This is a genomic window from Nocardioides pantholopis (genome assembly GCF_003710085.1).
GTDB lineage: Bacteria > Actinomycetota > Actinomycetes > Propionibacteriales > Nocardioidaceae > Nocardioides > Nocardioides pantholopis.
On record NZ_CP033324.1, the window covers coordinates 3,819,181 to 3,839,231 of the forward strand.

The window sequence follows — 20,051 nt, forward strand, 5'->3', positions numbered from 1 at the left end:
CCGCGGGTACCGGGCAGGGACCCTACGAGAGGTCAACTGGCATGAACGACGACGACGTGATCGTGTGGATCATCATCGCGGTGGTGGTCATCGCGCTCATCGCGGTGCTCGCCTACCTGCTCACCAAGCGCAAGAAGGACCGGGACCGCGCCCGGAACCATGCGCACGCGGAGCAGCTGCGCCGGGAGGCCACCCACCACCAGCCCGACGTCCAGCAGTCCGAGCTGGAGGCCCGCAAGGCCGAGGCCGAGGCCGAGCTGCGGCGCGCCGAGGCCGAGCAGGCCGCGGCCCAGGCCGCCGAGGCCCGACAGGGTGCCGCCGCCGCCTCGGCGCGGCAGGAGGACGTGGTCCGGGAGGCGGACCGCCTCGACCCGACGGTCGACCACCGCTCGAAGGACTACCGCCCGCAGGTCCCCGACCCGCAGCACCGCGACCAGGACGGCACCCGGGCCTCCGGCGCCTCCGCCACCGGGACGCACTCCTCGAGCACCGGCAGCACCGGCAGCACCAGCACCGGCACTCCTGCGGCCCCGGCCGGCGGACCCGACGAGTACACCGAGGGCTACCGGGACGGGCAGGCCGACACCGAGGGCACCGACGGGCCCGACGGGACGGACGGGACCGGCGGCAGCACCGGCGGCAGCCACCGCGGGCCGGGCACGCCCGGCTGAGGCCCGCTGAGCCCCCTCTGACTCATGGCCGGGGCTAGCCTCCGGCCATGGGTCAGGTACCGGCGGCGACGCGCACCCTGCGGGTGCTGCGCTTCCTCGCCACCCAGCCGCACCCGGTCCCCCTGGACCGGGTCGCGCAGGTGTGCGGTCTGCCGCGCAGCACGGCGTACCACCTGCTGCACGCGATGATCGAGGAGGGCTTCGTCGTCCACCTCGCCGAGGAGCACCGCTACGGCCTGGGCGTCGCGGCCTTCGAGGTCGGCAGCGGCTACTCGCGCCAGGAGCCGCTGCAGCGGATCGCCCGCCGGCCACTGGCCACGCTCGTCGACACCGTGGGTCACAGCGCCCACCTCGCGGTCCTGCACGGGCGCGACGTGCTGTACGTCGTGGAGGAGCGGGCCCCGGGCCGCCCGCCGCTGGTGACCGACGTCGGCGTCCGGTTGCCGGCGCACCTGGCCGCGAGCGGCCGGGCCCTGCTCGCGGGCCTGCCCCGCCACCAGGTGCGCGCGCTCTATCCCGATGCCGGGGCCTTCGTGGACCGGCACGGCACCGGCCCGCGCACCCCGGGCCAGCTGCGGACCCTGCTCGGCGAGACCCGGCGCCGGGGGTACGCCGTCGAGGACGGCGAGATCACCCCGGGCTTCGCCAGCGTCGCCGCAGCGGTCCACGACCACAACGCGCACCCCGTCGCCGGAGTCGCCCTGACCTATCCCCTCGACGGCCCCCTCGCGGGTCCCGCCGGCCCCAGCGGACTCAGGCCCGACGAGCTCGCGCACGCCGTACGGACGACCGCCGCCACGATCACCGCCCGCATCGCGGGCGTCGCGCCCGGAAATGGCCCGGAAATGGGATGACCGCCGAGCCCGGCTCCACGAGGATGCACAGGTGACCTGCCACCGCCGGCTCCGGCCACCCCCCGAGACGGCTGCCTGAAGACACCTCGCTGCCGGAGCGTGCGCTCCGGTCCCGTCGGCATCCCTCGAGGAGCAGGTCCCATGTCCCACCTCGCCGCCCGCGCCGGGCTGCTGCAGGTCTGCCTGGCCGGAGTCCTGTGGGGCACCGGCGGGCTCGCCGTGCAGGTCGTGCGCGACGCCGCGCCGATCCCCGTCCTCACCCTCAGCGCATGGCGCCTGGCGATCGCCGCCGTCGTCCTGCTCGCCGCCGTGGGGTGGCTGCGCCGGGGCGCGGCCACCCGGCGGCTGCTGCGGCGACATCCGGGCCGGGTCGTCCTCGTCGGCCTCGGCACCGCTGCCTACCAGGCGCTCTACTTCGGCTCGGTGGTCACGGCTGGCGTCACCGTCGCCACGGTCGTCAGCCTCGGCCTGGCCCCGGTGCTGCTCACGATCGCCACGGCGGTCCGCACCCGCACGGTCCCGTCCGCCGGCCGGGTCGCGGTGCTCGCGACCGCCCTCCTGGGCCTGGTCCTGGTCACCGGATCCGCCCACGCCGGCGAGACCGGCCCGCACCCGGGCTGGGGGCTGCTGCTCGCGGCCGGCTCCGGTACGGCGTACGCGCTGGCGACGGCACTGGGCGAGCCGCTGGCCCGGGCCGGGGACCCGCTGGCGCTGACCACCCTCACCACGACCGTCGGGGCCGCCGGGCTGCTGCCGCTGGGCGCGGGCGCGGGCCTGGCCTCCGGGCACCTCGCAGCGGCCGACCCGGTCGTGCTCGGCACGCTGGCCTACCTCGGTGTGGCGACGATGGCGCTGGCCTACGGGCTCTTCTACGCCGGGCTGCGGACCACCGACGCAGGCGCGGCCGTGGTGGCGACGCTGCTCGAGCCGGTGACCGCCGCCCTGGTGGCCGCTGCCGTCCTCGGCGAGCGGATCGGCACGGCCGGACTGATCGGCACCGGCCTCATCCTGCTCGCGGTCGGCGGCCTCGGCCGCCGGGCCGCCGGGCGGCCGTCCACCCCCGTCCCGACGAGGCTTGCCCGCCGGTTACCGACCAGTAGGATCGAGGTCACCCCGGCCGGGACCCACGGCCGGGACGGTGCCGAATAGGCTCCCCCTCGCGTCCACTGGCGGACGTGCGTCACGACGAAGGGCCGTACTTCATGGACATCGTGCAGATCCTCGCCATCGTGGTCTCGATGGCCTTCACCGTCGTGGCCGTGGCCACCGCGGTGGTGGGCGTCAGATCGCTGCTGAAGGTCATCCGCATCGGCGGGCCGGCGATGGCCCGCAGCGACCAGCCGGGGCGTCGTACGATCACGATGCTCAAGGAGACCGTCGGTCACACGCGGATGCTCCAGTGGACCTGGATCGGCATCATGCACTGGCTGGTCTTCGCGGGCTTCATCTTCCTCAGCTCCGCGGTGCTGACGGCGTACTTCCAGATCTTCGACCCGCACTACACGCTGTGGATCGTCGGCGAGTGGTACCCGTTCGAGTGGGCCACCGAGCTGCTGTCCTGGCTGACAGTCCTCGGCATCGCGTACCTGATCTACGTCCGCCAGAAGAACCACCCGCGCCGCCTGGGCCGCAAGAGCCGCTTCTTCGGCTCCAACTTCTGGCAGGCCTACTTCGTCGAGTCGATCATCCTCGGCGAGGGCGTGGCCGGGCTGCTCATCCGGGGCGCCGAGTACCAGCTCCACGACGGCACCCGGGCGCACTTCCCGCTCACCTGGTGGATCGGCTCGCTGTACGGCGACATCTCCGACCACACGGCCGAGAACATCATCCTGCTCATCGCCACCGCCAAGATCCTGATGGCGACCATCTGGCTGACCGTGCTGTGCCGCAACCTCACCATGGGCGTCGCGTGGCACCGGTTCACCGCCTGGTTCAACATCTGGTTCAAGCGCGAGTCCGACGGCGGCCTGGCGCTCGGCGCGATGAAGCCGCTGACCTCCAACGGCACCCCGATCACCCTCGACGACATCGAGGACCTCGACGAGGACTCCCGGCTGGGTGTCGGCGCGATCGAGGACTACAGCTGGAAGGGCATCCTCGACTTCACGACCTGCACCGAGTGTGGCCGCTGCCAGTCGCAGTGCCCCGCGTGGAACACCGAGAAGCCGCTGTCCCCGAAGCTGCTGATCACCGCGATGCGCGACCACGCGCACGCCAAGGCGCCGTACCTGCAGGCCGGCGGCGAGGGCAGCGAGGCCGCCACCGCCCTGCTCGAGAACGACCCCGCCCTGGCCCGGGAGGTCGCCCGTCCGCTGGTCGGCGACACCGGTGACGACTGGTTCTACATGCCCGAGAGCGGCGCCGCGGTCATCGACCCCGACGTGCTCTGGTCGTGCACCAACTGCGGCGCCTGCGTGCAGCAGTGCCCGGTCGACATCGAGCACGTCGACCACATCGAGGACATGCGCCGCTACCAGGTGCTCGTCGAGTCCAACTTCCCCGCCGAGCTCAACGGGCTGTTCAAGGGCCTGGAGAACAAGGGCAACCCCTGGAACATGTCGCCGAACGCGCGACTGGACTGGGCCAAGGATCTCGACTTCGAGGTCAAGGTCGTCGGCGACGACATCGAGTCCCTCGACGAGGTCGACTGGCTGTTCTGGGTCGGCTGCGCCGGCGCCTACGAGGACCGCGCCAAGAAGACCACCCGGGCGGTCGCCGAGCTGCTCGACATGGCCGGCGTCAGCTTCGGCGTGCTCGGCAACGGCGAGACCTGCAGCGGCGACCCGGCCCGCCGGGCCGGCAACGAGTTCGTCTTCCAGGGCCTGGCCCAGCAGAACGTCGAGACGTTCCAGGAGTACAAGGTCAAGAAGGTCGTCTCGACCTGCGCCCACTGCTTCAACACCCTGAAGAACGAGTACAAGCAGTTCGGCGTCGAGCTCGAGGTCGTCCACCACACCCAGCTGCTCAACCGGCTGGTGCGCGAGGGCCGGCTCACGCCGGTCACCGACGGCGCGGGCGCCCACAAGCGCTCGATCACCTACCACGACCCGTGCTTCATCGGCCGCCACAACGGCGTCTACACCCCGCCGCGTGAGCTGCTGGAGATCCTGCCCGGCGCCGAGTACGTCGAGATGGAGCGCAACTCCGAGCGGTCCTTCTGCTGCGGCGCCGGCGGCGCGCGGATGTGGATGGAGGAGAACCTCGGCGAGCGGATCAACGTCAACCGCACCCGTGAGGCGGTCGGCACCGGTGCCGACCAGATCGCCGTCGGCTGCCCGTTCTGCCGGGTGATGCTCTCCGACGGCCTCACCGCCGAGCAGTCCGCCGGAGCGGCCCGCGAGGAGGTCGAGGTCCTCGACGTCGCGCAGATGCTGCTCGCCTCGGTCAAGGGCGAGATGGCGACCAAGCTGGCTCCGGGCGCCCCGGCCCCGGCCATGGCCAAGGCCGCCCCGACCGACCCCGCGACGAAGGCCGAGCCGGAGGCCGGCGACGCGACGATCACCGAGAACACGGTCGTCGACACCGAGGACGCCGGCCCGGCGGCCAAGGCGTCCGGCGGGTCGTCGCTCTTCGACACCCCCGCGGAGTCCGAGACCGCAGCGCCGCAGAAGCCGGCGGCCGAGGAGGCCCAGGCGGCGAAGCCCGCGTCCTCCGGCGGGTCGCTGTTCGACCTGGGTGGCGACGAGCCCGCGAAGGCGGAGCCGAAGGCCGAGTCGAAGCCGGCCTCCTCCGGCGGGTCACTGTTCGACCTGGGCGGGGACGAGCCGGAGGCGAAGGCGAAGCCGGAGCCCCAGGCCGAGCCGAAGGCCTCGAAGCCCGCCTCCCAGACCGAGACGACGCTGGGCTCTGGCGGCTCGCTGTTCGACCTCGGGAACGACGAGCCCGAGACCCCTGTCCCGGCTGCCCCGAAGGCCGAGGCTCCGAAGGCCGAGGCCCCGAAGAGCGCGCCTGCGAAGGCGTCCGCGCCGAAGGCCGACATCGACCTCGGGTCGGGCGGGTCGCTGTTCGACATCGCGACCGAGGAGCCGGCCGCGTCGCAGCCCGCCGAGCCTGCGGTCGCGACGTCCGCCGAGGAGCCGACGCAGCCGGTGGCGTCCCAGCCGACCGCGCCGGTCGAGCAGGCCGCGACCAGCACGCCGGCCACGGAGATCCCCGAGGGCGGGTCGCTCTTCGACATCGCAGCCCCCGAGGCGGCCGAGCCGGTCAAGCCGGTCGAGCCGGTCGTCGAGGAGGAGCCGGCGGCCGCCGCGGAGCCGCAGGCTCCTCCGGCCGCTCCCGCCGCACCGGCGGCGAGCTCCGGCGCGGCGTCGACGCCGGTCTCGGACGTCGACTTCGACAGCCTGGGATCGCTGTTCGACATCGCCGCTCCGGAGCCGACCACGGCCGGCGCCCCGACCGCGGCCCAGCCCGCCGAGGCCAAGCCCGCCGAGGCCAGCGCTGAGGTGGCGCCCCCGGAGGCCGCCGAGCCGGAGCCGACCACGGAGCCGACGGACGGGCAGCCGAGCGGCGCCGAGGTCAGCGCGGCCGCGACCGCGATCGCCGGCGGCACGGCGACCGCGACTCCGGAGGCCCCCGAGGAGACCGAGGTCGAGGCTCAGCCCGAGCTCGAGACCGAGGTCGAGGTCGAGGTCGAGCCGGAGGCCGAGGTCGAGGTCGAGGCCCAGCCGGCGGCGGAGCCGGCCACCGAGGCTCCGGCCGAGAGGCCGAAGCCGAGCTCGAACGGCGCCGCGCACACGCCGCGCACCGATGTCGAGATCAGCGAGGGCAGGTCGCTCTTCGACCTCTGATCCCTCCACCAGCACGGGCCCCGGCCCGGTCCTGGGGCTGCGAGCCCCGGACCGCGCCGGGGCCCGCGTGGTTCCGGCCGACCCGAGTTTCGGCCGCCCTGGGTGGCGCGTCGGTCAGTCGGAGTGCTTCTGCTCGGGCACGAGGACCGGACGCAGCCAAGCCCAGACGATGAAGACAGCGCCAACGACCAGCAGGCCGATGCCGGCCCAGAGATTCGCGTTGACGTCCCCGGTCTTCTCGGGCTCGGTGTCGGCGAAGAGGCCCATCAGGAGCAGGATGACGCCGTACACGGCGAGCAGCCCACCGATGATGTTGCGGATGTCGAGCACGCCGGCGCTGTGCCGGCGCTCCGGCGCGCGGACGGGGTTGCGCGGACGGTTCGGGGACTCGGTCACGAGGTCCTCCTTCTAGAAGAGCAGGTTGAGCACGACGACGAGGGCGAGCGAGATCCCGGCGAGCGGAAGCGTCCGGCGGAACCACGGGTAGGAGGCCTCGTTCGGATCCACGAGGTCCTCGCGGGGGGTCTCGGAGTACACCAGGCCGCGCAGCTCGGAGGCCGGTCTGGGCCGGGTGGCGAGCGAGACCACGATGCTCAGCACGATGTCGACAGCGAAGGCCACGCCGGCCGCGACGAACGCCGCACCCTGACCGCCGATCGGGATCACGCCGGTGCTCAGCGAGCCGAACGCGTCCTCGCTCAGGAAGGCCACGGCGACGGCCGACGCCGTGCCCGCGACCAGGCCCACCCAGCCGGCGGTCGGGGTCATCCGCTTCCAGAACATGCCGAGGATGAACGTCGCGAACAGCGGCGCGTTGAAGAACCCGAACAGGGTCTGGAGGTAGTTCATGATGTTGGAGAAGTTCGACGCCAGCGACGCGGTGAAGATCGCGACCACCGTCGCGCCGACGGTCGCCAGCCGCCCGATCATGAGGTAGTAGGAGTCCTCGCGGTCCTTGACGGCGTACTGCTGCCACAGGTCGTAGCTGAAGACCGTGTTGAACGCGGAGATGTTCGCCGCCATGCCGGCCATGAACGCCGCCAGGAGGCCGGCGATCGCCAGGCCCAGCAGCCCGTTCGGCAGCACGTCGCGCATCAGGTACAGCAACGCGTCGTTGTAGGCGACCCCGTCGCCCGACGCCCCGCCCGGCACCTTCTCCCCGGCCTTGATGTCGGCGATCTCGGTGACGAGGACGGCCGCGATCATGCCCGGGATGATCGTGATGAACGGGACGAACATCTTCGGGAAGGAGCCGATGATCGGGGTCTTGCGGGCCGAGGAGATCGAGTCCGAGGCCATCGCGCGCTGCACCTCGACGAAGTTCGTCGTCCAGTAGCCGAAGGAGAGCACGAAGCCGAGCCCGAACACGATGCCGATGACCGAGAGGATCGGGGAGTCGAACCCGGACAGCGCCTGGCCCGGCCAGGAGTTCAGCTGCTGGTCGGCCGGCGCGATCTCGCCGGGGTGCGCATCGGCCGCGCCGGTGATCTTGCTGGTCAGGCCGTCCCAGCCCCCCACCCGGTTCAGGCCGAGCAGGGTCAGCGGCAGCAGCGCCGCGACGATCACGAAGAACTGCAGGACCTCGTTGTAGATCGCGGCGCTCAGGCCGCCGAGGGTGATGTAGGAGAGCACGATCACGGCGGCCACGATGAGCGCGACCCACAGCGACCACCCCAGCAGGGCGCGGATCACGCTGCCGAGCAGGAACAGGTTGATGCCGGCGATCAGCAGCTGGGCGACCGCGAACGAGATCGCGTTGACCAGGTGCGCGCCGGTGCCGAAGCGGCGGCGCATGAACTCGGGGACCGAGCGCACCTTCGAGCCGTAGTAGAACGGCATCATCACCACGCCGAGGAACAGCATGGCCGGCACCGCGCCGATCCAGAAGTAGTGCACGGTCGGCAGCCCGAACTCGGCACCGGAGGCGGACATGCCCATGATCTCGACGGCGCCGAGGTTGGCGGAGATGAAGGCCAGACCGGTCACCCAGGCCGGCAGCGACCGGCCCGAGAGGAAGAAGTCGACGGAGTCGGAGACCTGTCGACGAGCGATCGCCCCGATCGCCAGGACGACCACGAAGTAGAGGATCACGATCAGGTAGTCGACGGCGTTCGCGTCGATGATCGTGTCGCTCGCCAGCGGCGTCAGCCACGCACTCGGACTCATTCTGGGCTGCCTCTCATGCACCGATCCGGTGGCGGACGCCCGGATGGACCATTCCGCCCCGTGCCCACTAGGTGGGACGAACAAACGGGACACGCCGACGGCGCCGAGGGATCGACACGCCTGACGCCACCTGATCTGCTGCCTGACGTCATGAGGGCGTTGACGTGACGTCACTATGGCGTCATTGTGGTGCACATGGACCTCACCCCGTACGTCGAAGGTCTGCGCCGCGATCTCCTGGCCGCCGCGGAGTCCGGGGACGACCAGACCCGCCAGCTCGCCGAGCGGCTGGGCCACGCCCTGGACGCCGCGGCTCGACTGGCGCTGATGGAGGCGATCTCGCAGGCCACCGCGGAGATCACCAGCGAGATGCCGGCCGGCGGCGTCGACGTGCGGCTGCTGGGCCGCGAGCTGGACTTCGTGGTCGACGCCGCCCCGCCCACGCCGCCGGCACCGCCCGCACCACCGGCGGCCCCGGGCGAGGACGACCCGGAGGACGGGACCGTCGCCCGGGTGACGCTGCGAATCCCCGAGTCGGTCAAGACCCGCGCCGAGGAGCTGGCCGCGAGGTCGGGCCAGTCGCTGAACACCTGGCTGGTCCAGGCGATCCGCCAGGCGACCCGGGAGCACGCGGTCGAGGTCGACCTCGACCTGTCCAGCATCCCGTTCCTGGGCGGCGGCCCCTTCGGCAACCCCCGCGGCAGCCGCCGGCTGACCGGCTGGCTCTGATCGGCACGACAGCGACCCGAGGAGACCGTTCCATGAGTGTGTCCCGCACCTACGAGTTCCAGACCCCGCACCCGGCCGAGCTCGTCGTCGAGGTCGACCAGGGCACGGTCCGCGTCGCCGCGGCCGACACGGCCGAGACCCGAGTCCGGGTCGCCGGCGCCGACGCGCGCGAGACGACCGTCGAGCAGACCGACGGCCGGATCGAGGTCACCGCCCCACCGCGACGCAGCGGGTTCCTCTCCGGCGCACCCCTGCCCCTCGAGGTCGAGATCGAGCTCCCCACCGGGAGCGATGCCGCGATCCGCACCGGCTCCGCCGACGTGACGGTCGAGGGCGCCGTGCGCCGCCTGCAGGTCCGCACCGGGTCCGGCGGGGTCCGGGTCGAGCGGCTCACCGGTCCGGGCCAGGTGGAGACCGGGTCCGGCGACGTCCGCGTCGGGCACGCCGCCGGGGACCTCCAGGTCAAGACCGGCTCCGGCGACACCGAGGTGACCCACGCCGCGGGGGCGCTGGCGGTCTCCGCCGGGTCGGGCGACGTCGTGCTGGACGCCGTGGAGGGGCCGGTGATGGTCAAGACCGGGACCGGCGACCTGCTGATCCGCGCCGTGCACGCGGACGTCTCGATGACCACCGGCAGCGGCGACCTCGCCATCGGGTCGGCCCACCGCGGCCGACTCCAGGCCCGAGCCGCGTCCGGGGACGTCCGGATCGGCATCCCGCCCGGCGTCCCCGTCTGGACCGACCTCAGCACCGTGACGGGGTCGATCCGCTCCGAGGTCCGCGGCACGGGGGCGCCGGCCGAGGGCGCGGACCACGTCGAGCTGCGGGCGACCAGCGTCAGCGGCGACATCATGCTCGTCGAGGCATGAGCACGTCTTCGAGAGGAGCTGAGATGGACGAGATGATCAGCGAGGCCCGCGCCCGCCACCAGATCCAGGAGCGCATCGCTCGCGCCTCCGCAACCCGGCTGAGCCGGGTGCCCCGCCGCCAGCGCGTCGCGCGTCAGCTGCGCCGGATGGCCGACCGGCTCGACGGCTGAGTCGCTCGGGTCAGGACTTCATCGCCACGCCGTGGCGCCAGTAGCCCATGAACGCCACCTGTCGCCGGTCGAAGCCGTGGTCCTTCACCAGGGCCCGGCGCAGCCCCGTGACCATCCGGGACTCCCCGGCGATCCACAGGTAGAGGCCGTCGCGGACGTCGACCGGCTCGCTCAGCTCCACCGGGTCGAGGACCGCCTCCCCGGAGGAGGAGTACGTCGGGGTCTCCCACAGGTCGGGGTCGACCTCGTCGTCGGTCACCGCGGTCTCGGCCAGCGCCTCGGGGCCCAGACCCAGGCACTCCAGGACCGCGGGGTGCAGCAGCGACCCCAGCTCGGCGCGCTCACGAGGCAGCCAGGTCACCGTGACCCCCTCGGGGTGGACCACCGACTGCACGTCGGCGGCGAGCGGCACCTCGAGGAACGCCGCGCCCTGGGCCTCCGCCGGCAGCTGGGCCAGGATCGAGGTGATCGCCGGGACCGCCGTCTCGTCGCCCACCAGCAGCACCCGCCGCGCCGCGTCGGGCAGGAACTCGATGCCGCCGAAGGGGGCGCCCCGGCGCGGCGCCAGCACCACCGCCCGGTCGCCCACGACCGCTCGTCCGGCCCAGGCGGCACCCGGCCCGGCCTCGCCGTCGGCGTGCAGCACGATGTCGACGACGATGCGGGTGTCGGCGCCCGTCCCGCGCACCTCGCGCACGGTGTAGGTGCGCATCACGCCGCGCTCCTCGACCGGGCGCTCCAGCCAGGTGGAGAACCAGGACTCGTCGGCGCCGGCGAACGACGGCACCGAGGCGCCGGGCGCGTGCGGGACGATCAGCTTGAAGCGCTGGTCCCACCACGGCCCGTCGACGCCGAGGTCGGCCAGGGCGGGGCTGCCCAGCTCGAGCCGGACGAAGCTCGGCGAGAGGCGCTCGACGCGACGCACCTCGACCTCCTCGAGAAGCAGAGGGAGGGTGGTGGCCGTCGTAGGCATCGCGGTCCTTCGGTCGGGTCGGTAAGGCTCACCTTACTTCGCCGACGGTGCCGCGACCAGCGGTGCTCACATCCGGGGCTCAGATCCGGGGGCTCAGATCGGGGTGCGGTGGAAGCTCTGGAAGGAGCGTGACGGCGTCGGGCCGCGCTGCCCCTGGTAGCGCGAGCCGTACTTCTCCGAGCCGTACGGGTGCTGGGAGGGCGAGGAGAGCCGGAAGAAGCAGAACTGGCCGATCTTCATGCCCGGGTAGAGCTTGATCGGCAGCGTCGCGACGTTCGCGAGCTCGAGCGTGACGTGGCCGGAGAACCCAGGGTCCACGAAGCCGGCGGTCGCGTGGGTGAGCAGCCCGAGCCGGCCCAGCGAGGACTTGCCCTCCACCCGGGCGGCGATGTCGTCGGGCAGCGTGACGACCTCGTAGGTCGACCCCAGCACGAACTCGCCCGGGTGCAGGATGAACGGCTCGTCCCCCTCGGGCTCGACCACCCGGGTCAGGTCCGACTGGTCGGCCGCCGGGTCGATGTGGGGGTAGCGATGGTTCTCGAAGACCCGGAAGAAGCGGTCCAGGCGGACGTCGACCGACGAGGGCTGGAGCATGGCCGGGTCCCACGGGTCCAGGGCGACCCGCCGGGCGTCGATCTCGGCGAGGATGTCGCGGTCGGAGAGCAGCACGGCGACAACCTACCGGCCCGGACCGGCGAGCTGCCCAGTCCTGGGGGCGCACGCCGCGCCGCCATGGGAGCATCTGGCCCGTGAATCTCTCCCGCCAGGTCAGTCGCGTGACGTTCACGGCCCTGGTGGTGCTCGGTGCGGTGGCGGTGCTCAACCTGGCCCTGCTCGGCTACCTGGCCGTGACGCTGGACCGCACGATCGACCGGGTGTCCGACGGGGCTCGGCTGGAGCGGCAGAAGCACCTCGCGATGCTCGACCAGGAGACCGGGCTGCGCGCCTACCTGATCACCGGCGACGACGACCACCTCGGCGTCTACTTCCTGGGCCGGCAGCGGATCGCCGGTCACCTGGAGGAGGTCCGCGAGGCCCTCGCCGACGAGCCGGAGATCCTGCGCCTCGTCGACCTGGAGTCGGACCGGGTCACCACGTGGACCACCGAGTGGGCGCAGCCGGCACTCCTGCGCGGGCAGGCGTTCGCGAACTCGGCCACCTCGCGCCCCCAGCGGGCCTTCGTGACCAAGGGCAAGAAGCTCTTCGACGCCTACCGCGCGGCGTACGACGAGGCGCAGCAGGCCGCCGACGACCGCCGCGAGGAGCTCGAGGACCAGCGGACCGACGCCTTCCGGACCGCCCTGGTGGCCGAGCTGGCGCTGCTGGTGCTCGGCGTGCTGATCCTCCAGTACCAGCGGCGTCGGCTGCGTCTGGCAGTGGTCCGTCCCGTCGAGAGCCTGCTGGGGACGATCGGCCGCCTGGGTGCCGGCGACCTGAGCGCCCGCGCCGCCGTCGCGGGGGCCACGGAGTTCCGCCAGATCGGCCGCGGGCTCGACGAGATGGCGGCCGGCCTCGCCCACGAGAAGGACGAGGCCGAGCGCCGCGAGCGGGACCTGGTGGCCGCCCGCACGGCCGCGGAGGAGGCCAACGCCGCCAAGTCGACGTTCCTCGCGACGATGTCGCACGAGATCCGGACCCCGATGAACGCCGTGATCGGGATGACCGGGCTGCTGCTCGACAGCGACCTCGACGAGGAGCAGCGGGAGTTCGCCGAGACCGTGCGGTCCAGCGGCGACGCACTGCTGACGATCATCAACGACGTCCTGGACTTCTCCAAGATCGAGTCCGGGCAGCTCGACCTCGAGAGCCAGCCCTTCGTGCTGCGCGAGTGCGTGGAGAGCGCCCTGGACCTGACCGCCGCCGAGGCGTCGAGGAAGGGGCTCGACCTGGTCGCCCACCTGGACCCCGGCGTGCCCCCGGTGGTGGTCGGCGACCTGACCCGGGTGCGGCAGGTCCTGGTCAACCTGCTCAGCAACGCGGTGAAGTTCACCAGCGCCGGCGAGGTCCTGGTGACTGTCGAGGCCGAGCCGCTGCCGGGAGGCGACCGCAGCACCGTGCGGTTCGCGGTCCGCGACACCGGCATCGGCATCCCCGAGGACCGGATGGACCGGCTGTTCCGCTCCTTCAGCCAGGTCGACTCCAGCACCACCCGCGTGTACGGCGGCACCGGGCTCGGGCTCGCGATCAGCCGCCGGCTCACCGAGGCGATGGGCGGCCGCCTCGACGTCACCAGCACCGTCGGGGTCGGTTCGACGTTCACCGCCGCCGTTCCGCTGGTGCACGGCCAGGAGCTCGAGGACCGGGTCCTGGTCCCGCCGGCCGAGCTCCCGGGGCGCACCGCACTCATCGTCGACGACAACGACACCAACCGCCGGATCCTGCGCGCCCAGCTCGAGGGCTGGGGGATGACGGTCGTCGACCACGCCTCGCCCCTGGAGGCGCTCGCGTGGGCGGGGTCGGGGTCGGTTGCCCCCGTCGACGTCGCCGTGCTCGACATGCACATGCCGGACCTCGACGGCATCGGGCTGGCCCGCGGGCTGCGCCGGACCGACGGCTGGGCCCCAGTGCCGCTGGTGCTCCTCACCTCCCTCGGGGACCGGGTCGCGGAGGCGGGCGAGCTCGGGATGACGCACCTGACCAAGCCGGTGAAGGCGGATGCGCTCCGCTCGGTCCTGACCCGCGCGCTGGGCGGGGTCCGGGTGACCCCGCAGGAGCGGACCCGCGAGCCCGACGAGGCCCAGCGCCTGCGGGTCCTGCTCGCCGAGGACAACTCGGTCAACCAGCGGGTCGCCACGCTGATGCTGGAGCGGCTGGGTCAGCGGCCGGTCGTGGTCGGCAACGGCCAGGAGGCCCTGGAGCAGGTCCGCTCGGCGCGGTACGACCTGGTCCTCATGGACGTGCAGATGCCGGTGATGGACGGGCTGGAGGCGACCCGCCGGATCCGCGCCGAGGTCCCGCCGGAGCGCCAGCCCTGGATCGTGGCCATGACCGCGAACGCCATGCGCAGCGACCAGGAGGCCAGCCTGGCCGCGGGCATGGACGACCACCTCGCGAAGCCGGTCCGCGCCGAGGAGCTCGCCGCCGTCCTGGACCGCGCCCGCCGAGAGCGACGTACGCCGGTGGTCCAGGAGCTGGCCGAGCTCGCCGAGGCGGCCCCCGTCCCCGCGGACCGGCCGACGCTCCCGGTCGTCGACCCCACCGTGCTCGACGTCCTGATCGGGCACCTGGGCGCCCGCGGTCCGCAGTTCGCCGAGACCCTCGTCACGGCCTGGCACGCCGATGCGGAGAACCAGCTGGCGACGCTGGCGGCCGCGGCCGCCGACGGGGACCGGACGACGGTCGCCGCGGTGGCGCACAGCATGAAGTCGGCGAGCGCCGCCGTGGGCGCTGTCCGGCTCTCCGCGGTCTGCGCCGACCTCGAGCACGACCTCGCGGCCGGCGCCGAGGTCGGCCTGGTGGCCGCGGCCGACCGGGTCGGCGCCGAGGTCGCGGCCGCCCGGCGGCGGTTCGAGATCTCGCCGGGGGCCCCGGCACAATGAGGACGTGACCACCTCGTTCCACCGCTACGTCGCCCTGGGCGACTCCTTCACCGAGGGCGTCGGCGACCCCGACCCCGACCGCCCCAACGGCCTGCGCGGCTGGGCCGACCGGGTCGCCGAGGTCCTGGCCCGCCGCGCCGAGACGGCCGGCGCGGACTTCGGCTACGCGAACCTGGCGATCCGCGGCCGCAAGCTCGACGGCATCATCGCCGAGCAGGTCGAGCCGGCGATTGCCCTGCAGCCCGACCTGGTGACGCTCTACGCGGGCGCCAACGACATCCTGCGGCCGAAGGTCGACCTCGACGGCCTCGCCCAGCGCTACGACGACGCCGTGGCCCGGCTCGCCGCCACCGGTGCCCGGATCGTGCTGTTCACCGCGTTCGACCCCGGCAGCGGCGGCGTCTACGGCCCGGTCCGGGGCCGGTTCGCCCTCTACAACGAGCACGTCCGCGCGATCGCCGACAAGCACGGCGCCCTGATCGCGGACTCCTGGCGGGTCGCCCACCGGCTGCCCGAGGGCGTGCTGGCCAACGACCCCCGGATGTGGGACGTCGACCGGATGCACCTCGGCCCGGTCGGCCACCAGGTCGTCGCGATCATGGTCCTCGACCTCCTCGGCATCGACCACGGCCTCACCCACGGCCCGCTCCCGGAGGTGCTGCCGGTGCCGCGCGCGGAGCGGCTGCGGGCAGACGCCGCCTGGGCACGGGAGTTCCTGCTGCCGTGGGTCAAGCGGCGGGTCACCGGCCGCTCCTCGGGCGACGGGCTGGAGCCGAAGTACCCCACGCCGGGGCGGGTGTCCCTTCCTGGCTCGTGATCGTCTACGATTCCCTGCGACCGGTCCCGCCGGTCATGCGGATGTAGCTCAGTTGGTAGAGCGCGACCTTCCCAAGGTCGATGTCGCGAGTTCGAGTCTCGTCATCCGCTCCGCTTCGTCAGGGGCCTGCCCCGTCGTCGGCCCGCCCGCCCCCGTTCGTAGGCTGTGGCGGTGACGTTCGAGGGATTCCCGGTGGCCGCGCTCGACTTCTACGACGACCTCGAGCTCGACAACACCCGGTCGTTCTGGGAGAAGCACAAGCACGTGTACGCCGAGGCGGTGCGGGCCCCGATGGAGGCGCTCTGCGCCGAGCTGGCCGAGGAGTTCGGACCGGCGAAGATCTTCCGGCCCTACCGCGACGTCCGCTTCCGCAAGGACAAGACGCCGTACAAGACCCACCAGGGCGCGTTCGTCGCGGTGGGGGCCGCGACCGGCTGGTACGTCCAGGTCTCGCCGCGCGGCGTCAGCACCGACGCCGGGTTCTACCGCGCGGACCCGGCCGTCCTGGCCACGGTCCGGGCCGCCATCGACGACGACCGCACCGGCCGCGAGCTGGAGCGGATCGTCGAGGGCCTGCGCGCCGAGGGCTGGGAGATCACCGGCGACCGGCTCAAGACCAGCCCCCGCGGCTACGCCGCTGACCATCCCCGCATCGACCTGCTGCGGCACCGGTCGCTGACCGCCCACCACGACCTCGGCTTCGAGCCGGTCGTGCACACGCCGAAGCTGCTGGAGCTGGTGCGGGCGGACTGGCGCCGGCTGCGGCCGCTCGTCGAGTGGGTCGCGGCTCGGACCGGCTGACCACCCCGGGCCCGCAGCGGCGGTCAGTGCGGCTGCCAGGCGTCCTCGTCGGCCGTGCGCGAGGTGACCGCTGCCGGCAGCTTCCCGTCGGCGAGCTGCTGGATCGAGACCTGCTCGAAGACCTCGCGCAGCGAGCGCCGCGCGGCGATCCACACGTGCTGGAGGACCTCGGCGGACTCGTTGTAGGTCACGGCCTCGGGGCGCAGGCCGTAGACCGAGACCAGCGGGCCGTCGACCGCCCGGATCACGTCGGCGACCGTCACGCCGTCGGCGGGCCGGGCCATCCGCCAGCCGCCGGACTGGCCGCGCTGGGAGATGACGATCCCGGAGCGACGCAGGTCGGCGAGGATCGCCTGGAGGAACCCGTGCGGGATCTCCTGCAGCCGACCGAGCTCCTCGGCGCTCACCGCGCGGCCGTCCGCCCGGGCCGCCATCTCGATCAGGGCGCGGAGGGCGTAGTCGGACTTGGCGGAGACTCGCATGGGGTCAGTGTGTCAGAAATGTCGATCCACACACTCGACCAACCCCGGCAGGGTCGCTGTCAGGCCGGGACGGGCACCTCGACGCCGGCAGCGGCGGCGGTCTCGGCCCGTCGGGCCGCCAGCTCCTGGCGCACCGCCCAGGTGATGCCGGTGATCCACAGGACGAACAGCAGCGCGAGGCTCACCCACACGGCCGCGCCCGAGCCGCCGACGGACTCCACGATCGTCTTGGTGTTGGTCAGGATGATCAGGCCGCCGGCCGCCACGCCGAGCACCCGCGCGGCGAGCTTCTTGACCAGCCAGGCCGCGATCGGCGCGGCGACGACGCCGCCGGCGAGCAGCGCGGCCGCATAGCCCCACTCGATGTTGGCGGAGCCCAGCGCGAGCAGGAAGCCGGCCGAGCCGCCGACCGCCACGAGGAACTCGGAGGTGTCGATGGAGCCGATCACCTTGCGCGGCTCCAGGCGGCCCGAGGAGAGCAGCGTGGTGGTGCCGACCGGGCCCCAGCCGCCGCCGCCGATCGCGTCGAGCGCGCCGCCGACCAGACCCATCGGCGCCAGCATCGCCGCCGGCGGGCGGCCCTTGAAGGTCGGGCGCTGGCCGCCGAGGACCAGGAACCGCCAGACCACGTAGACGCCGAGCGTCAGCAGGATGCCCGCGACCCACGGCTTGGCGGCGTCACCGTCGAGGCTGACCAGGAACGTCGCGCCGGCGAACGCGCCGACCAGGCCGGGGACGGCCAGGATCGAGACGGTGCGCCAGTCGACGTTGCCGAGCTTGTGGTGGGAGAAGCCGGAGACCAGCGAGGTCCCGATCTCGGAGAAGTGGACAGCGGCCGAGGCCGCCGCCGGGGCGACGCCCGCGGCGAGCAGCAGCGTGGACGACGTGACGCCGTACGCCATGCCGAGCGAGCCGTCGATGAGCTGGGCCAGGAATCCGACGAATCCGAGCACGATGAGCTGACGCATGAAGGTTGCACCCTTGTTCGATCGGTGACTGCACCTGGCACCGAGCGGATAGAAACGCCAGAAACACTAGATCGAGTATTTCTGACCGAGTCAGTACACATTAGCGACTCGAGGAACGCAAGCCTCCGCGCGGCGCGTCCGCCGACCCGTCTGGACACGACCGACTCTGGCGACCGACTCCGGCGATGCCGTGTTGCGAGCGGCGGCAGCCCCGCCTACCATCAAGTTACCGACCAGTAGGCACCATCCGCCGCTGCTGCTTCCCGAGACACGAATAGGTGGGTCCGTGAGCCACTACAAGAGCAACCTGCGCGACATCGAGTTCAACCTCTTCGAGGTCCTGGGCTCCGACGAGGTCCTGGGCTCCGGCCCGTTCGCCGAGATCGACTCCGAGACGGCGCGCGAGATCCTCGCCGAGGTGGAGCGCATCTCTCGCGAGGACCTCGCCGCCTCCTACGAGGACAGCGACCGGAACCCGCCGGTCTTCGACCCGAAGACCAACACCGCGCCGATCCCGGACTCGTTCAAGAAGAGCTACCGCGCCTGGATGGACGCGGAGTACTGGCGCCTGCAGATCCCCGAGGCCATCGGCGGGACGCCCGCGCCGTCCTCGCTGAACTGGGCGCTCGCCGAGATGATCCTCGGCGCGAACGCGCCGATCTGGATGTACGCCGCGGGCGCGCCGTTCGCCGGCGTCGTGCACCGCAACGGCAACGACCGCGACAAGCGGATCGCGCAGATCATGGTCGAGCGCGAGTGGGGCGCCACGATGGTGCTCACCGAGCCCGACGCCGGCTCCGACGTCGGCGCCGGCCGCGCGAAGGCGACGCTCAACGACGACGGCTCGTGGAACATCACCGGCGTGAAGCGGTTCATCACCTCCGCCGAGCACGACCTGAGCGAGAACATCATGCACATGGTGCTGGCCCGGCCCGAGGGCGTCGAGGGCGTCGGCGGCCCCGGCACCAAGGGGCTCTCGCTGTTCCTGGTCCCCCAGCACCACTTCGACCACGAGACCGGCGAGCTCACCGGCGAGCGCAACGGCGTCTACGTCACCAACGTCGAGCACAAGATGGGCATCAAGGTCTCCAACACCTGCGAGCTCACCTTCGGCGACCCGCAGGTCGGCGGCGGCGAGCCCGCGCAGGGCTGGCTGCTCGGCGAGGTGCACAACGGCATCGCGCAGATGTTCCAGGTGATCGAGAACGCCCGGATGATGGTCGGCACCAAGGCCATCGCGACCCTCTCGACCGGCTACCTCAACGCGCTGGAGTACGCCAAGACCCGCATCCAGGGCGCCGACCTGACCCGCTCCGGCGACAAGACCGCGCCGCGGGTCCCGATCACCCAGCACCCGGACGTGCGCCGCTCGCTGATGGTGCAGAAGTCCTTCTCGGAGGCGATGCGCGCGCTGGTGCTCTACACCGCCACCTGGCAGGACAAGGTGATGGTGGCCGAGCACGCCGGCCAGACCGACACCGAGGAGTACCGCCTCGCCAACGCCATCAACGACCTGCTGCTCCCGATCGTCAAGGGCTACGGATCGGAGCGCTCCTGGGTGCTCCTCGGCACCGAGTCGCTGCAGACCTTCGGCGGGTCCGGCTTCCTCCAGGAGTACCCGCTCGAGCAGTACGTCCGCGACGCGAAGATCGACACGCTCTACGAGGGCACGACCGCCATCCAGGGCCAGGACTTCTTCTTCCGCAAGATCGTCAAGGACCAGGGCAAGGCGCTGGGTCACCTCGCGACCGAGATCCAGCGGTGCATCGACTCCGAGGCCGGCGACGGCCGGCTCAAGGCCGAGCGGGCCCTGCTGGCCACGGCGCTGGACGACGCCAACGCGCTCGTGGGCCACATGATCAACGACCTGATGTCGGCCGAGTCCGACATCCGCAACATCTACAAGGTCGGCCTGAACACCAGCCGCCTGCTGATGGTGCTCGGCGACGTGGTCTGCGCCTGGCTGCTGCTGCGCCAGGCCGAGGTGGCGCTGGAGAAGCTCGCCGCCGGCGGGCACTCCGCCAAGGACACGGCCTTCTACGAGGGCAAGGTCGCCGCGGCGCAGTTCTTCGCGCAGCTCAACCTGCCGCGGATCAGCGCCGAGCGGGCGATCGCGGAGGCCACCGACCTGTCGGTGATGGACCTCTCCGAGGACGCGTTCTGAGCCGTTCCTAGCGGCCGTTCCGCGTACCGCACCCGAGCCCCCTTCTCCGCACGAGGAGGGG

17 protein-coding genes and 1 tRNA gene are annotated in these 20,051 nt (G+C 72.5%); 12 read left to right on the plus strand and 6 right to left on the minus strand.

From position 1 onward, the window contains the following. Positions 1–41: 41 nt before the first annotated feature. The 4 genes from EBO35_RS18240 to EBO35_RS18255 all read left to right on the plus strand — a co-directional run bounded on the left by EBO35_RS18240 (position 42) and on the right by EBO35_RS18255 (position 6,312). Complete coding sequence (locus EBO35_RS18240; RefSeq protein ID WP_122818985.1) at positions 42–671, plus strand: hypothetical protein; 630 nt, start codon at positions 42–44, stop codon at positions 669–671. 47 nt (positions 672–718) lie between these two features. Continuing rightward, complete coding sequence (locus EBO35_RS18245; protein ID WP_122818986.1) at positions 719–1,525, plus strand: IclR family transcriptional regulator; 807 nt, start codon at positions 719–721, stop codon at positions 1,523–1,525. A gap of 141 nt (positions 1,526–1,666) precedes the next feature. Beyond that, the gene (locus tag EBO35_RS18250) at positions 1,667–2,674 is read left to right on the plus strand and encodes a DMT family transporter (RefSeq protein WP_122818987.1); all 1,008 of its coding nucleotides are present in this window, start codon (positions 1,667–1,669) and stop codon (positions 2,672–2,674) included. Positions 2,675–2,700: 26 nt separating this feature from the next. Continuing rightward, a complete protein-coding gene (locus EBO35_RS18255) occupies positions 2,701–6,312 on the plus strand; it encodes a heterodisulfide reductase-related iron-sulfur binding cluster (protein ID WP_317983506.1) in 3,612 nt (1,203 codons plus the stop codon). Positions 6,313–6,426: 114 nt separating this feature from the next. Here the strand turns inward: EBO35_RS18255 and EBO35_RS18260 are convergent, their stop codons facing one another. After that, positions 6,427–6,708 carry a hypothetical protein gene (locus tag EBO35_RS18260; protein WP_164478041.1) on the minus strand — a complete coding sequence of 94 codons (282 nt, stop codon included), beginning with the start codon at positions 6,706–6,708 and terminating at the stop codon, positions 6,427–6,429. Between the two features lie 12 nt (positions 6,709–6,720). Continuing rightward, positions 6,721–8,478, minus strand: a complete 1,758-nt coding sequence (locus EBO35_RS18265) for a sodium:solute symporter family protein (protein WP_122818989.1) — start codon at positions 8,476–8,478, stop codon at positions 6,721–6,723. 195 nt (positions 8,479–8,673) lie between these two features. Here EBO35_RS18265 and EBO35_RS18270 point away from each other — a divergent pair, with 195 nt between their 5' ends. The 3 genes from EBO35_RS18270 to EBO35_RS19645 are packed head-to-tail and all read left to right on the plus strand — an operon-like array spanning position 8,674 to position 10,246. Further along, the gene (locus tag EBO35_RS18270; RefSeq protein WP_122818990.1) at positions 8,674–9,207 is read left to right on the plus strand and encodes a toxin-antitoxin system HicB family antitoxin; all 534 of its coding nucleotides are present in this window, start codon (positions 8,674–8,676) and stop codon (positions 9,205–9,207) included. A gap of 32 nt (positions 9,208–9,239) precedes the next feature. Next, positions 9,240–10,076, plus strand: coding sequence for a DUF4097 family beta strand repeat-containing protein (locus tag EBO35_RS18275; protein WP_122818991.1), 837 nt, complete (start codon positions 9,240–9,242; stop codon positions 10,074–10,076). Positions 10,077–10,099: 23 nt separating this feature from the next. Further along, positions 10,100–10,246 (plus strand): hypothetical protein, encoded by a 147-nt coding sequence (locus tag EBO35_RS19645; protein ID WP_164478042.1) that lies wholly within the window; start codon positions 10,100–10,102, stop codon positions 10,244–10,246. A gap of 10 nt (positions 10,247–10,256) precedes the next feature. Here EBO35_RS19645 and EBO35_RS18280 read toward each other — a convergent pair whose 3' ends face one another. Further along, positions 10,257–11,171 carry a siderophore-interacting protein gene (locus tag EBO35_RS18280; RefSeq protein ID WP_241153771.1) on the minus strand — a complete coding sequence of 305 codons (915 nt, stop codon included), beginning with the start codon at positions 11,169–11,171 and terminating at the stop codon, positions 10,257–10,259. 141 nt (positions 11,172–11,312) lie between these two features. Then, on the minus strand, positions 11,313–11,888 hold the full coding sequence (gene dcd / locus EBO35_RS18285) for a dCTP deaminase (protein WP_122818993.1): 576 nt from the start codon (positions 11,886–11,888) through the stop codon (positions 11,313–11,315). 80 nt (positions 11,889–11,968) lie between these two features. Here dcd and EBO35_RS18290 point away from each other — a divergent pair, with 80 nt between their 5' ends. The 4 genes from EBO35_RS18290 (at position 11,969) to EBO35_RS18305 (ending at position 16,376) form a co-directional block, all read left to right on the plus strand. Next, on the plus strand, positions 11,969–14,758 hold the full coding sequence (locus EBO35_RS18290) for a hybrid sensor histidine kinase/response regulator (protein ID WP_127479491.1): 2,790 nt from the start codon (positions 11,969–11,971) through the stop codon (positions 14,756–14,758). A gap of 4 nt (positions 14,759–14,762) precedes the next feature. Continuing rightward, complete coding sequence (locus EBO35_RS18295) at positions 14,763–15,575, plus strand: SGNH/GDSL hydrolase family protein (RefSeq protein ID WP_122818995.1); 813 nt, start codon at positions 14,763–14,765, stop codon at positions 15,573–15,575. Positions 15,576–15,612: 37 nt separating this feature from the next. Then, positions 15,613–15,685: transfer RNA gene (locus EBO35_RS18300), tRNA-Gly, on the plus strand. A gap of 61 nt (positions 15,686–15,746) precedes the next feature. Beyond that, positions 15,747–16,376, plus strand: coding sequence for a DUF2461 domain-containing protein (locus EBO35_RS18305; protein WP_122818996.1), 630 nt, complete (start codon positions 15,747–15,749; stop codon positions 16,374–16,376). 23 nt (positions 16,377–16,399) lie between these two features. Here the strand turns inward: EBO35_RS18305 and EBO35_RS18310 are convergent, their stop codons facing one another. Both EBO35_RS18310 and EBO35_RS18315 read right to left on the minus strand, forming a co-directional pair. After that, positions 16,400–16,858 (minus strand): RrF2 family transcriptional regulator, encoded by a 459-nt coding sequence (locus EBO35_RS18310; protein WP_122818997.1) that lies wholly within the window; start codon positions 16,856–16,858, stop codon positions 16,400–16,402. 59 nt (positions 16,859–16,917) lie between these two features. Continuing rightward, a complete protein-coding gene (locus EBO35_RS18315) occupies positions 16,918–17,826 on the minus strand; it encodes a sulfite exporter TauE/SafE family protein (RefSeq protein WP_122818998.1) in 909 nt (302 codons plus the stop codon). 286 nt (positions 17,827–18,112) lie between these two features. On the opposite strand from EBO35_RS18315, the gene EBO35_RS18320 reads away from it, so the two are divergent. Continuing rightward, entirely contained in the window at positions 18,113–19,990 is a 1,878-nt protein-coding gene (locus EBO35_RS18320) for an acyl-CoA dehydrogenase (protein ID WP_122818999.1), read from the plus strand. Positions 19,991–20,051 lie beyond the last annotated feature (61 nt).

Excerpts from the sequence above, each read along its gene's own strand:
- EBO35_RS18240 (WP_122818985.1), top strand. The coding sequence starts at position 42 with ATGAACGACGACGACGTGATCGTGTGGATCATCATCGCGGTGGTGGTC.
- EBO35_RS18270 (WP_122818990.1), top strand. The coding sequence starts at position 8,674 with ATGGACCTCACCCCGTACGTCGAAGGTCTGCGCCGCGATCTCCTGGCC.
- EBO35_RS18265 (WP_122818989.1), bottom strand. The coding sequence starts at position 8,478 with ATGAGTCCGAGTGCGTGGCTGACGCCGCTGGCGAGCGACACGATCATC.
- EBO35_RS18275 (WP_122818991.1), top strand. The coding sequence starts at position 9,240 with ATGAGTGTGTCCCGCACCTACGAGTTCCAGACCCCGCACCCGGCCGAG.
- EBO35_RS18245 (WP_122818986.1), top strand. The coding sequence starts at position 719 with ATGGGTCAGGTACCGGCGGCGACGCGCACCCTGCGGGTGCTGCGCTTC.
- EBO35_RS18315 (WP_122818998.1), bottom strand. The coding sequence starts at position 17,826 with ATGCGTCAGCTCATCGTGCTCGGATTCGTCGGATTCCTGGCCCAGCTC.
- EBO35_RS18310 (WP_122818997.1), bottom strand. The coding sequence starts at position 16,858 with ATGCGAGTCTCCGCCAAGTCCGACTACGCCCTCCGCGCCCTGATCGAG.
- EBO35_RS19645 (WP_164478042.1), top strand. The coding sequence starts at position 10,100 with ATGGACGAGATGATCAGCGAGGCCCGCGCCCGCCACCAGATCCAGGAG.
- EBO35_RS18250 (WP_122818987.1), top strand. The coding sequence starts at position 1,667 with ATGTCCCACCTCGCCGCCCGCGCCGGGCTGCTGCAGGTCTGCCTGGCC.